General features: G+C 66.3%; 12 protein-coding genes. 5 read left to right on the top strand and 7 right to left on the bottom strand.

Annotation, left to right across the window (positions count from 1 at the left end; all coding sequences use genetic code 11):
- Positions 1-77: 77 nt before the first annotated feature.
- Positions 78-536, bottom strand: coding sequence for an Lrp/AsnC family transcriptional regulator (locus tag HV773_RS03375; RefSeq protein WP_129562251.1), 459 nt, complete (start codon positions 534-536; stop codon positions 78-80).
- Between the two features lie 162 nt (positions 537-698).
- On the opposite strand from HV773_RS03375, the gene HV773_RS03370 reads away from it, so the two are divergent.
- A complete protein-coding gene (locus HV773_RS03370) occupies positions 699-1346 on the top strand; it encodes a cysteine dioxygenase family protein (RefSeq protein WP_129563345.1) in 648 nt (215 codons plus the stop codon).
- A 40-nt stretch (positions 1347-1386) separates the two neighbouring features.
- Here the strand turns inward: HV773_RS03370 and HV773_RS03365 are convergent, their stop codons facing one another.
- The 5 genes from HV773_RS03365 to HV773_RS03345 all read right to left on the bottom strand — a co-directional run bounded on the left by HV773_RS03365 (position 1387) and on the right by HV773_RS03345 (position 6427).
- Entirely contained in the window at positions 1387-3912 is a 2526-nt protein-coding gene (locus tag HV773_RS03365; protein WP_129562252.1) for a mechanosensitive ion channel family protein, read from the bottom strand.
- A gap of 117 nt (positions 3913-4029) precedes the next feature.
- A complete protein-coding gene (locus HV773_RS03360; protein ID WP_129562253.1) occupies positions 4030-4674 on the bottom strand; it encodes an NAD(P)-dependent oxidoreductase in 645 nt (214 codons plus the stop codon).
- A gap of 130 nt (positions 4675-4804) precedes the next feature.
- A complete protein-coding gene (locus HV773_RS03355) occupies positions 4805-5254 on the bottom strand; it encodes an Rrf2 family transcriptional regulator (RefSeq protein WP_129562254.1) in 450 nt (149 codons plus the stop codon).
- 97 nt (positions 5255-5351) lie between these two features.
- The gene (locus HV773_RS03350; protein WP_129562255.1) at positions 5352-5876 is read right to left on the bottom strand and encodes a hypothetical protein; all 525 of its coding nucleotides are present in this window, start codon (positions 5874-5876) and stop codon (positions 5352-5354) included.
- A 2-nt stretch (positions 5877-5878) separates the two neighbouring features.
- Positions 5879-6427, bottom strand: coding sequence for a GNAT family N-acetyltransferase (locus tag HV773_RS03345; RefSeq protein ID WP_129562256.1), 549 nt, complete (start codon positions 6425-6427; stop codon positions 5879-5881).
- An 89-nt stretch (positions 6428-6516) separates the two neighbouring features.
- Here HV773_RS03345 and HV773_RS03340 point away from each other — a divergent pair, with 89 nt between their 5' ends.
- Together HV773_RS03340 and HV773_RS03335 are read left to right on the top strand one after the other, a co-directional pair.
- A complete protein-coding gene (locus HV773_RS03340) occupies positions 6517-7098 on the top strand; it encodes a DJ-1/PfpI family protein (protein WP_129562257.1) in 582 nt (193 codons plus the stop codon).
- A 202-nt stretch (positions 7099-7300) separates the two neighbouring features.
- Entirely contained in the window at positions 7301-7624 is a 324-nt protein-coding gene (locus HV773_RS03335; protein ID WP_129562258.1) for a hypothetical protein, read from the top strand.
- A 19-nt stretch (positions 7625-7643) separates the two neighbouring features.
- Here the strand turns inward: HV773_RS03335 and HV773_RS03330 are convergent, their stop codons facing one another.
- Entirely contained in the window at positions 7644-9431 is a 1788-nt protein-coding gene (locus HV773_RS03330; RefSeq protein WP_129562259.1) for a sensor histidine kinase, read from the bottom strand.
- 431 nt (positions 9432-9862) lie between these two features.
- On the opposite strand from HV773_RS03330, the gene HV773_RS03325 reads away from it, so the two are divergent.
- Positions 9863-11065, top strand: coding sequence for an ammonium transporter (locus HV773_RS03325; RefSeq protein ID WP_129562260.1), 1203 nt, complete (start codon positions 9863-9865; stop codon positions 11063-11065).
- Between the two features lie 63 nt (positions 11066-11128).
- Entirely contained in the window at positions 11129-12361 is a 1233-nt protein-coding gene (locus tag HV773_RS03320; protein ID WP_129562261.1) for a glycosyltransferase, read from the top strand.
- Positions 12362-12387: the final 26 nt, after the last annotated feature.

The raw sequence follows: 12387 nt of genomic DNA, 5'->3' as shown, positions 1-12387 counted from the left end.
CATTCTACGCCGCCCTGCCTTGCAGAGGGCTTGCGGGAGAAATTACAGCGCGCTCAGGAAGGCATCAAGGAAGGCACTCAGACGCCGCGCACCGGCAGCGCCGTCGAATACTTGATCTGCTCCATCGCAAAGCTGGAGCTCACGTCGAAAAGCGCCACGGCGCGAATCAACTGCTTGTAGACGCGGTCGTAATCGTCGATATCGGAGACCACCACGCGCAACAGATAGTCGGTTTCGCCGCTCATGCGATACGCCTCGACGATCTCGGGAATCTCCTGCACCGCGCGCGTGAAAGCCTGTGCCCACGCCTCAGTGTGCTGGTTGGTGCGCACGGCGACGAACACCGTCGTGCCCACGCCCAGCTTCTTCGGATCGCACAGCGCCACCTGGGCGCGAATGACACCGGTTTCCTTGAGCCGCTGCACCCGCTTCCAGCACGGAGTCTGCGAAAGATTCACGCGCTGGGCCAGCTCCGCGACCGGCATGGTCGCATCCTGCTGCAATAGCTCCACCAGCTTTCTGTCGATGACATCCATTCCCCACCTCCCCGTAAGATAGAAATTTCTTCTATCTTACGCCGCAGAGACGATAAAGAATGGAAACTCTTTCTAGACGCCGGGGGCTATAACTCTTACATCGAGAACGACGACAAGAGACCCGCCATGAACGCCCCATCCGAACCCTTCCTGCTTCAAGCGATGCGCGCCTCCGGCATGGTCAACGCGGCTGGCGCGGCTGAACACGAGGCTGCCGTGGCGCGCCTGTGCGCCGCGCTCGATGCGGCTTTCGACGTTTGTCGCGCTTCGGGTGAGCCTGGCACGCCCGCCGATCCCGACCCATCGCGCAGCGGCGCGTTCGCACGCGGTGTACGCGCCGCGCTGGCCGCGGCGCTGGCCGACCCGGCGCTCGTCACGGCCGCGCAGCGCGAAGGCAGCGCCGAGAAGTATCGGCGCCATCTGATCGCGGCCGATCCGCTCGGGCGTTATGCCGTCGCCTCGCTCGTCTGGCAACCGGGACAGGCGAGCCCGATCCACGCGCATCACACGTGGTGCGGCTACGCGGTGCTCGAAGGCACCTTGACCGAAAAGCTCTATGCCTGGGACGAGGTGCGCCAAGGCGCGGACGTGGTGCGTGCGCACCCGCGCGCGGCGGGCGCCATCAGCTTTGGCGGACGCGGTCGCGCAAACATTCACCGGCTCTCGAACGAAAGCGCCAGCACGTGCGTTTCACTACACGTGTATGGCGTATCGGGAGAACAGTTCGCCACCCACGTGAACGATATCGTGCCGCTCCTGGCCGCCGAAACCCATACGCAGGACGCCACAGTTCTGGCCCACGCCGTATAGCCGGTTCACACTCACAGGCAAACCGCCTCAATCCCTGCCGTCAGTTGTGCCCCGTCCCGCCACCCGTGGTCGGAATCTGCGGCGGCGCCCCCTCGGTCCCCGCCGTGGGCGGCGGCGCCGGGCGCGGGTCATGCGAGGCATCGCGCGTCGCCCCGCTGGCCAACGTGTCCGCGTGCGTGTGCGCGGCATTCCCGAGATCCTCCGCGCGCATCGCATCGCCCCCGCTGCGCGACGACATATGCACCTGCATTTGCGGCACGGGAATCTGGATGCCAGCCTCGTCCATGTGACGCTTCAGACGCGCATTGAACGCGCGCGTCACGCTCCACTGCTGTAGCGGACGCGTCTTGATCTGCCCTTTCACGACCATCCAGTTCGGATCGAAACGGTCGAGGCCAAAGACCTCCACGGGGCCGAGAATCTCGCGCCGGTAACGGAAGTCGGCGACGAGCTCCGCACCCGTCTCGCGGATGATGCGCGTGACCGTATCGAGATCGACCGAAAACGGCACGCGCACTTCGAACACCGCGAAGGCGAAGTCGCGCGAGAGATTCTTCACGATCTTGATCTGCGAAAAAGGAATCGCGTGAATCGCGCCCTGCCCGTCGCGCAGGCGCACCGTGCGAATCGACAGATGCTCGACCGTGCCTGCATGGCCGTTGTCGAGATCGATCCAGTCGCCCACCGAGATAGTCTCTTCGATGATGATGAAGAGGCCCGTGATGAGATCGGTCACGAGCGACTGCGCGCCAAAGCCGATCGCCAGACCGATCACGCCCGCCCCCGCCAGCAGCGGTGTGACGTTGATGCCGAGATTCGCGGCAATGACGATGCCCGCAATCGAAAGAGTCATCACGAGCAGCGCGTTGCGCACGAGCGGCAACATGGTGCGCGCGCGCGTGCTGGGCGCGCGGCCCTTGGTGCGCGGCCCGCTCGGATTGAGCGCTTCGAGGATCGAAGTGTCGAGCACGATCCACACGAGCCATGCGAGAAACACCGTCACGAGAATTGCGAAGATGGCATGCGCGATGCCACGCGCGGCGACGCTCGCCTCGATGATCGCCGCAAGCGATATGTCCCAGAGACGCGCGCACGATTCGAAGTACGCGAGCCACACGAACAGCACGAGCAGCGTGCCCGCGAAGCGCAGGAGGCGGCGCAGGTACGGCGAGCGGCGCCGCACGCGAGAGAGATCGGGGCGCGTGATGCGCATGATCACAGCCGAGAGGAAGAACGCGAGCACGAGCAGCAGCGCCGTGACCACGGAGATCTGCAGCACGTTCTCGCTGCTGCTGAAGCCGCCGAGCGTCGCGACGATAGACGCGGCCGAGAGCAGCAGCATCGGCAGTTGCCAGAGCGTGGCGAGCACGTCTAAAACTTCGGTGAGCGCCTTGTGATCCTGGCGCAGCGTATAGCTGCGGTTGCGGATGAGATGCGCGACCGGACGCCGGAACGCGATCGCGAACACAGCCGTGAGCACCGCGGCCGTCATGTTGGAGATGATCGAAACGAGCGCCGCGAGACTCACGCCGAGCTGGTGCGCGACTTCGAAGTTGGTGGCGGCATCGCCGAGCGCGGCGAGCAAGCCGATCGCAAACAGCAGCCGCCGCGAATCGCGGATCAGCACGTGCACGGCCGCGCGCCGATGCCCCGCGCCGAACAGCGAAAACATGATGAGGCAGATGGCCGAGAACAACGCGCCGGCGACGATGGCATAGGCAATCACGACGCCTATCGTGCGCCCGAGCGCCTGCGGCATCGCCCGCTCGAACACAAGCGCGACAACAAACGCGCCGATCCAGGGCGCAACCTTGTGCAGCACGAAGACGATCAATTCGAGCGTAGTCGAATTGGGTCGCAAGCCCGTATGAACCGAAAAGCGCCGCATGAGCCGCCGCTCGAGCCAGCGCAGCACGGCAGCGCACACACCCCAGCCCGCCAGCATCGCGAACATGTCGAAAACGATGCGCGCCGGGCTCTCACCCTCGCCGCCCGAAGCAAGCGTATAAAACTCCGCGCCCGCCGCGCTGAAACGGCCGGCCCAGTAGTGTACGGGGGTGCGTCCGCGCCGCGCGTCGGATTCGACCGAGGCAAGACCGGAGGCAATTGCGCCAAGCAGGCCCGAGGTGGCCGCAGTGGCGCCCGAGGCCGGCACGGGCGCGGGCGCGACGCTCTGGGAAACGTTGCGCAGCTTCTTGAGTTGGGCGACGAGCGCATTGCGCTGGCGATCGTTATCGAGCGTGGCGATCACGCTGTCCAGCGACTGGGTGAACTCGGCCTGGCTAGCCGGCGATGGCGCGGAGGCGGCCTGCGCCGCCGAGGCGCCCGATGCGCTCGCGGGCGCACCGGTGATGAGACTTTGCAGGGCGGGCAGCACCGGCACGGCCGTGGCCACGGGCCCTGCCGCCAGCGCCAGCGTGGGCAAACCCGCAGCGAGGCAAAGCGCAAGCCACATGCATAGCGCACAGGCGTGACGCCAAAGCCAATGCATGCGATGCATCGCGGGGAAAGCGAGCGACGCGGACGGCAACGCGCCCGCATCGTCCCGTCCAGAACGTGAAGTCATGACGAAGGGGCAAGATCAGAACGCTCCAGTGTAGCCGCAGTCGGCAAGCGCACGCGCCATGTATGCGTAAAAACGCGCAGGAGCGCGGCGCAGCCCTGAGCCTCGCCCCGGCGCCGTTCAATACGCCACGGTTGCAATCTCGCGGATGAAGCGGCCCTGCTCCAGTTCGTCGACGAACGCGATGGCATAGTCCTCGGCGGAGATGCGGCTTTCGCCGCGCGCGTCGGCGATCAAGGCGCCGGCGCCCGTGCGAAACGTGCCGGTGCGCTCGCCCGGCGCGATCATCGCGGCAGGCGCGAAGAAGGTCCAGTCCAGATCCGTCACCGTGCGGTAATAGTCCAGCGCGACGCGGTGTGCCAGCGCGATCGGCTTATAGGCGTCGGGGAAGCCTGCGGTATCGACCAGTTGCACACCCGGTGCGACTTCGAGCGAGCCCGCGCCGCCCACCACCACGAGGCGCGTAAGACCTGCGGCACGCGTCCCTTCGACGAGCGCGCGGCTTGCCGTCTGGAGATCGTCGAGCTGGCTCATGGGCGGTGCGTAGGCGCTCGCGACCACGTCATGGCCACGCACCGCTGCCGCTACATTCGCGGCGTCGAGCAGATCGGCTTTCGCGGCGTGGACGTTCGGCCCCGCTGCGACGCGCTCGGGCTGGCGCACCAGCGCACTCACCTGATGGCCGCGCCGCGCCGCTTCCGCCGCGATGCGCGAACCGACCATGCCCGTAGCGCCGAACAGCGCGATCTTCAGTGACTTGCTCATTTCCCAACTCCTGTATGAAATATATATGTAACTATAATAGTTACAGTTAAGGACCCAAAAAACGGGGCAACGCCCCGTCAGGCCAAGCATCCGCATTTAATAACACGCGGTTTTCACGCCGCCGCTTTCTTCACTTCCCGCGTACGCGTTCGAGCTTGCGCTCGTTGCGCTCCATGTCCTCAACGACATCGGCTAGCGTGCGCCTGGCGAGCGACGCCTCCATGGCGCGCTGCGCGTCGTCGATAACGCCGCGCAGCGTGTCCTGGATGTGCCGCCCCACCATGCAAGCCGGATTGGGCTCTTCGCGATGCATGGCAAAGAGCTGGGCGTCGTCGACCGCGCGGTAGATCTCCAGCAGCGTGATCGTGCGCGGCTCGCGCGCCAGCAGCGCCCCACCGCCCGCGCCAAGCTGCGATGCGCTGAGCCCCGCATTGGCAAGCATCGTCAGGAGACGCCGGATCAGCGCGGGGTTCGTGTTCACACTGCCCGCGATGATCTCCGAGGACAGCGGCGCGCCCTCCTGTAACGCCAGAAGTGCGAGCACATGGACGGCAAACGCAAAACGGCTACTCGTATTCACAACGCGTATTCACAACAAACCGGCCGCTGAAAACACGGCGAGATAAAGTGTAACCATCATAATTACATTAATTTCGCCCGTCAACCGCGAACACCGCTCATTGGTTCGCGCCTGATGCCGCCGTGCCGGTCGCTGAAGCGCTGCTCGCAGCCCAGCGTTGCAGCGAGGTCCCCGCCATCGACAGCCCGGAGCCGGTGGCCGCGGCCGCATTGCCGAGCATCGCGTGGGCGGCGCTCGCCGCCGCCTGCCACTGCCCGCGCGCCTGCGAGGCCATCGCGTCGGCCGAGGCGCTTGCGCCCGAGGCAATCGATGCGGACGTTCCCTCGCCCTGCGACTGAAGCTGCTCGCGAGTTTGCGCCTGTGTTTGCGAAGCCACCTGACCGAGCTTGCGCTGCGCGGCGTCAAGCTGCTGGTTCACGTAGCTGGCCGCCTTATCCAGCGTCTGGGCCGCTTGCGCGCTGGCCTGGCTGGCCGCGAGTTGAGCGGCCTGCTGCGCGGCATCGGCGGATTTCTTGCTCAGATCGGCCACCGTTGGATTTTGCTTGTCGCAGCCGGCAGCGAGCGCCACGCACAGGAGCACGGGCACGATGCCCAGCCGTTTTAAAACCTTCTTCGAAGACATGGTCACCCTGAAAAAAACACCGCACGTAGCGGCTTGCAAAGATGAAAACGCGGCAATGATACGCTGCCGCGCCGCACGACCTCTTCTGCGACCAGCGAAAACCCCGCACGCTCGAACACGGGACGCGCGAGCGCGCTGGCGTCGGTGTCGAGCGTGCTCGCCCGCGCCTCGCGCGCCAGCGCCTCCATGCGCGCGATGAGCGCGGAGGCGAGGCCGCGCCGCGTCCAGCCCGGCGCGACGTAGAGCATCTCCACGTGGTCGGCGGGAAAGAGCTGGCCGAACGCGACCGGCTTGCCCACGTGTTCGGCGACGAGCGTCACGCCACGCGCGAGGCGGGCGTCGAAGGCATCGAGGTCGTCGGCTGCCGCTGCCCAAGCCGTGCGCTGGGCGGCGTCATAGTGCGGCGCGGTCAGCGTCAGGACGGCATCGCGAAAGAGCGTGGCGAGCGGCGCCGCGTCGTCGCGCGCCACGTAGCCACGCCAGACGACGGCGTCGCGTTGAGTATCGGGATCGGGATCGGCCGCGGTGGCCTTCGTAAAATCGTCAAGCATGCTGAAATAGACTGTGTGGACACCCGTTGCGTTCCACCGTGCCCCAACGCAGCGGGCCACAGCAACCGCAACCCTCATGGAGCCTGGCGATGGCAGTCAAGAAGATCCTTTTTCTCACGGGCGATTTTGCCGAAGACTATGAAACGATGGTGCCCTTCCAGGCGCTGCAAGCCGTCGGTCACAAGGTCGATGCCGTGTGCCCCGGCAAGAAGGCCGGCGAGCGCATCAAGACCGCGATTCACGACTTCGAGGGCGACCAGACCTATACCGAAAAGCCGGGCCATCAGTTCGCGCTGAACGCCAGCTTCGACGAGATCGATCCGCAGCACTACGACGCGCTCGCCATTGCGGGAGGCCGCGCGCCCGAGTATCTGCGTTTGGACCCGCAGGTGATCGCGATCGTGCAGCACTTCGCGCAAGCCAACAAGCCCGTGGCCGCCATCTGCCATGCGGCGCAACTGCTCGCCGCCGCCGAGGTCATTCGCGGCAAACGCATCTCGGCCTATCCGGCCTGCGCGCCCGAAGTGCGTCTCGCGGGCGGCGAATATGCCGATATCGCCATCGACAGCGCCGTGACCGATGCTCCGTTCGTCACCGCGCCGGCCTGGCCCGCGCATCCCGAATGGCTGCGTCAATTTCTCGCGTTGCTCGGTACGCGTATCGAGCCCTGAAGCGTGAGTCCCGCGCCGCCGTGCGTGGACGGCGCGGTTTCACCGTCTTGAGCACCCTTAGGCACTCAAATCGCAGCCCCCCGGTCCGCGGTCCGAATATCTGACAATCTTTAACGCAAACGCGTGAAGATTAAGACGGATCCGATGCCAGCCTCGCCCCGCCTTTCCGACAATATCGCTTTGATTGCAGGAATGTACGGCGATGGATCTGACGGATTGGGTGGTTCTACTGGCGATTGCCTTGATCGCAATCTCGTTCTTTTGCACGCGCGCGGGCCAGCGCAGAACCTCGGCCGAACGCGCGCGCCACGCACGCGGCACGCGCATGCTGATTCAGGCGGCCATCGCGCTATGGGGTGCGCTGTTCATGCTCGAACGCACGCTGGTCTCTCCAGGCAGCCTGCCTGTCGCGCACCTGAATCCTCACACCGCGCTGGCCGTTGTGCTTGCGCTGGCCGGCGCGGGCTGCCTCTGGTCGATTCGCGGTCGCAGCCTCCTCAAGCCGCGGCGCATTTTCGCCTGCTGATCCGGGCTCCCCTCATGCCCTACACACCCGCCAGCGGCCCATCCACGGCAGGGACGCTGGCCACGGCCGCGCTGCCCGCTACGCCCGTGTCGCAAGTGGAAACCGGCGCTGACACGGACCCCGAGGGCGCCGCGCTATCGGCCGCGCCTTCGCCGTACCGCCCGCGCGTGCGCTCATGCGCGGCCACGAGCGCCGCGGCGACGCCCGGCGCCGGCGGCACGACCGCAAGCGCGTCGGGCAGCGAAAGATAGAACGTCGTCCCCTCGCCTTCGACCGATTCCACCCAGATGCGCCCGCCGTGCCGCTCGACCATGCGGCGCACGAGCGCGAGCCCGATGCCCTCGCCGGGCGCGACGTTGCCGTGCATGCGCTGGAAGGCCTGAAACAAGCGCGGTCGCGCCACTTCGGGAATGCCCATGCCGTTGTCGCGCACATAGAAAATCTGCAGCGACTCCACCCCCGGCGGCGCGTCCGCCGTGCCGACCTCGACGCGCCCCTCACGGGCAGGATCGAGATAATTGAGCGCATTGCCGATCAGATTCGCGAACACCTGCTCGAGCGCGGTCGGGTCCCCCCATACCGGAGGCAGTCCACGCACGCTCACCTGGGCGTTACGCGCGCGCACCGAGGCATGCATCGCGTCGACCACGCGCTGCACCAGTTCCTGCACATTGACGCGCTGACGCCGATACTCCACGCGCCCCACGCGCGCTAGCCGCAAGAGCGCGTCGATGATATGCGAGGCGCGCAACACCGCCGTCTGCAGATAGCGCAGCGCTTCGCCGATGTCCTCGTTGATGATCCGCTCGATGCGCGCCCGCGCTTCAGGCCCAAGCGAGGAGCGCGCCACGCGCTCGCGCAAGTCTTCACACGCGTGAGTGAGCTCGCGCGAAAAACCTTGCAGGTTCACGAGCGGCGCGCGCAAGTCATGCGACACGCTGTGAATGAACATCTCGTTTTCCTGAGTCTGCTGGCGCAGATCCTCGTTGATGCGCGCGAGTTGCTCGGCGCGGCGCGCAAGGTCGGCCTGGAAGCCGAGCCGCAGCCGTTCCGCCTCCACGAGCTGCTGGCTGATCTGATGCAGTGTGAGATCGAGCTCCGCGATTTCGTCGTTGCCGGTCGCCAGCGGCGCGAGCGGCTCATTGCCCGCGAGCCGGCTCGCGTTGTCGGACAGCGCATCGAGCCGCCCGCGCACGCCGCGCGTGAAGACCCAGACAGCCACCGCCACGAGCATGATCGAGCCAATCACCGCGGTCATCACGAGCGACTGCTGCTGCGCGCGCGCCTGCTCGGCGTCGGTGATGCGCATCACGTCGAGGCGGCGCTCCTCGGTCTGAAACGCGGTGACCTGGGTGCGCACGCGGTCAAGCGCATCGGAGTCCGCGTCGGTGCGAAAGCGTTCGACCAGGTCGGCGCGGCGTCCCGAATGCAGTAGATCCTGAATGCGGTCCGACCACTGGCGATAGTTCTGCACCGTCTGGCGGATCCGCTGGGCGCGCTCGACCTGGGACGGATTGTCGGCGACAAGTTCCGCGAGCCGGTCGATGCGGCGATCGATGTCCATCCACAACGCCACCGGGGTCGAGAAGCGCGCGTCGCCCGCGGCCACCGCGCCACGCAGCCGCACCGATTCAATCAGCACCGGCTCCAGCACCCGACCCGCCTGCGCGAGCACGGCCTGGCTGTGCTGGCCCGAAAGCTCGGCGATTTCCGCATCGGCCTCGGCTTTCACGATGGCCGACAGCAGCGTCAACTCGAAGACGGCCGGGATCGCGATCAGCAACAGCCCTTTAGTGGTGAGGCGCATGGGGTGGCGGTTCGGGAAGTCCGGACGGCTAAGGGTTTGGTTCGATCATTATTATGTCGGCGTTTGCCCGCCGATGTGCGCTCAACGTGCGCGCAATGTGCGGTCCACCGAATATTTTCGAATCACCAACGATTCGCTTTATAAAGAAAGGCAAATCGAATAATTCGCCCCGAACTGGAGCGCCGCCTCACCAGTTTGGCGCGCAGGCACTGCGATTGTGCCGATTCGTGCTCCACCACCCCGCACCCACAGCGTGCGCACGCTTTTCGTGCGCGCGATCACGGAGCATGGAAGGCCGCTCCGGTGCACGCGCGCACCGTTAAATGGCTTGCCGCCTCACGGCGCTCACCAGTTTGGCGCAAAGCTGGCCCGCATCTTGCTGTTTGTGCCTCTATTTATGCGCCCACTCAGGGCAAGGGCAGAACTTCACGATGGACAATCTCAAGACCGGCACCGACACGCTGTTTCTGCTGCTGGGCGCCGCCATGGTGCTCGCCATGCATGCGGGTTTCGCGTTTCTCGAACTCGGCACCGTGCGCAAGAAGAACCAGGTCAACGCACTCGTGAAGATCCTCGTCGATTTTTCAGTCTCGACGATCGCGTACTTCTTCATCGGCTACACCATCGCCTACGGCGTGCAGTTCTTCTCGCACGCCGACGTGCTCGCCGAGCACAACGGCTATCAACTCGTGCGCTTTTTCTTCCTGCTCACCTTTGCGGCGGCGATTCCGGCCATCGTCTCGGGGGGCATCGCCGAGCGCTCGAAGTTCAATCCGCAACTGTTCGCGACCTTCGTGATCGTCGGCTTTATTTACCCGTGCTTCGAAGGCATGGTGTGGAACAACCGCCTGCACTTCGAGGATGCGATCACGCATGTGTTCGGCGTGCCGTTCCATGACTTTGCCGGCTCGGTGGTCGTGCACGCGTTCGGCGGCTGGGTCGCGCTGCCCGCCGTGCTGCTGCTCGGACCGCGCCACGGCCGCTATTCGCGCGACGGCCGTATTGCCGCGCATCCGCCCTCGAACATTCCGTTTCTCGCGCTCGGCGCGTGGGTGCTCGCGGTGGGCTGGTTCGGCTTCAACGTGATGAGCGCGCAGACCATCGACAAGATCAGCGGCCTCGTGGCCGTGAACTCGCTGATGGCGATGGTGGGTGGCACGCTTGCCGCGTGGCTCGCGGGCCGCAACGACCCGGGCTTCACCTATAACGGGCCGCTCGCGGGCCTCGTGGCCGTGTGCGCGGGCTCGGACCTGATGCATCCGCTCGGCGCGCTCGCGACGGGCGCCGTCGCCGGCGTGCTGTTCGTCTACATGTTCACCTGCGTGCAGAACCGCTGGCGCATCGACGACGTGCTCGGCGTGTGGCCGCTGCACGGCCTGTGCGGCGCGTGGGGCGGCATTGCGGCGGGCATCTTCGGCACACGCGCACTGGGCGGGATCGGCGGCGTTTCGCTGGGTGCGCAGATCGTCGGGACGATTGCCGGCATTGTGATCGCTTCGCTCGGTGGTGTGGTGGTCTACGGTGCGCTGCGTGCAACCGTGGGCCTGCGCGTCGATCAGGAGGGCGAATACAACGGCGCCGATCTGTCGATCCACAAGATCAGCGCGACGCCGGAGCGCGAAACGGTGTTCTAACGCGGCGGTGCGCTTGTGCCAGATAGAATCCGGCACAAGCGCACCGCACCCGAAGATCACCGCATGAAGCTCACTGTCGTCACCTATGGAACCGAAGGCGATACCCGTCCGCTCGCCGCGCTCTGCCGCTCGCTCATGGACGCCGGCCACGACACGCACCTGCTCGCCGACCGCGCGACGCTAGGCTCGGCTGAAGCGCTCGGCGTTCCGGCGTCGGCGCTCTCGGGCGACATCCGCGCGGCGCTCATGCCGGGCGCGACACTGGGCTCGGTGGTAAGCGGCCGTACGAGCTTCGACGCCACGGCCAAAGCGCTCGCCTCGATCGCGAACGCCAGCACGCGCGCGTGGATGCAAGAAGTCGCCGACGCTTCGGCCCGAAGCGATGCCATCATCGTCTCGGGGCTGGCCGCGTTCGTCGGGCTCTCGGTAGCCGAATACCGGCGCGTGCCGGTGCTGGGCGCCAGTCTCATTCCGCTCACGCCCACGCGGGACTTCGCCTCGCCGTTCCTGCCGCCGTCCAAAGTGCCGCGCTGGCTCAACCGCATCAGCCAACGGCTCGTGAACAGCCTGCTGTGGCGCGCGTTCCGGCGCGCAACCAACGCGGCGCGCGCCGAAGTCTGCGGGCTCGCGCCGCGCGGCGGCGTATGGACCGACCACCCGATGCTCTATGGCGTCTCGCCGAATCTGCTGCCGCGCCCGCGCGACTGGCCCGCGAACGCCACAGTCTGCGGTCAATGGCGTCAGGCTTCGGGCGACTGGACCCCGCCCGCTGCGCTCACGCGCTTTCTGGATGCGGGCGAAGCGCCGCTGTACATCGGCTTTGGCAGCATGGCCGGCTTCGACCGCGATCAGTTCGTGACAACGCTAATTGAAGCCGCGGAAGGACGCCGCGTGCTGTTCTACCCTGGCTGGAGCGGCGTGGACACCACGCGGTTGCCGGAGAATTTTTGCGTGATCGGCGAGACGCCGCATGACTGGCTCTTCGCCCGCACAAGCGCGGTCGTCCATCACGGCGGCTCGGGCACGACGCATTCGGCTTGCCGGGCCGGCGTGCCGTCGGTGGTGGTGCCGTTCGCGGGCGATCAGGCCTTCTGGGCGCACCGGCTCGCCGCGCTGGGCGTGGCGCCGGCCGCCGTCAATGGAAGACGCTTGCGCGCGAGTGCCTTGAAACAAGCCATCGCGTTCGCGCAACGCAACGAGGTCAAGGCGCGCGCTGCCGAGCTCGGCAGGCGCATGGCGCAAGAGGATGGCCTGGGCGTCGCGGTAAGCGAGGTGGAGCGGTTGCTCACGCGCTAGTTCGAAAACAAGTGCACCGCAACGCT

Source organism: Paraburkholderia caffeinitolerans (genome assembly GCF_902859945.1).
Taxonomy (GTDB): domain Bacteria; phylum Pseudomonadota; class Gammaproteobacteria; order Burkholderiales; family Burkholderiaceae; genus Paraburkholderia; species Paraburkholderia caffeinitolerans.
This window is presented reverse-complemented; position numbering and strand designations above follow the sequence as displayed.

Coding starts and splice junctions, on each gene's coding strand:
- HV773_RS03340 (WP_129562257.1), top strand. CDS start 6,517: ATGGCAGTCAAGAAGATCCTTTTTCTCACGGGCGATTTTGCCGAAGAC.
- HV773_RS03350 (WP_129562255.1), bottom strand. CDS start 5,876: ATGTCTTCGAAGAAGGTTTTAAAACGGCTGGGCATCGTGCCCGTGCTC.
- HV773_RS03360 (WP_129562253.1), bottom strand. CDS start 4,674: ATGAGCAAGTCACTGAAGATCGCGCTGTTCGGCGCTACGGGCATGGTC.
- HV773_RS03370 (WP_129563345.1), top strand. CDS start 699: ATGCGCGCCTCCGGCATGGTCAACGCGGCTGGCGCGGCTGAACACGAG.
- HV773_RS03375 (WP_129562251.1), bottom strand. CDS start 536: ATGGATGTCATCGACAGAAAGCTGGTGGAGCTATTGCAGCAGGATGCG.
- HV773_RS03325 (WP_129562260.1), top strand. CDS start 9,863: ATGGACAATCTCAAGACCGGCACCGACACGCTGTTTCTGCTGCTGGGC.
- HV773_RS03335 (WP_129562258.1), top strand. CDS start 7,301: ATGGATCTGACGGATTGGGTGGTTCTACTGGCGATTGCCTTGATCGCA.
- HV773_RS03345 (WP_129562256.1), bottom strand. CDS start 6,427: ATGCTTGACGATTTTACGAAGGCCACCGCGGCCGATCCCGATCCCGAT.
- HV773_RS03330 (WP_129562259.1), bottom strand. CDS start 9,431: ATGCGCCTCACCACTAAAGGGCTGTTGCTGATCGCGATCCCGGCCGTC.
- HV773_RS03365 (WP_129562252.1), bottom strand. CDS start 3,912: ATGACTTCACGTTCTGGACGGGACGATGCGGGCGCGTTGCCGTCCGCG.
- HV773_RS03320 (WP_129562261.1), top strand. CDS start 11,129: ATGAAGCTCACTGTCGTCACCTATGGAACCGAAGGCGATACCCGTCCG.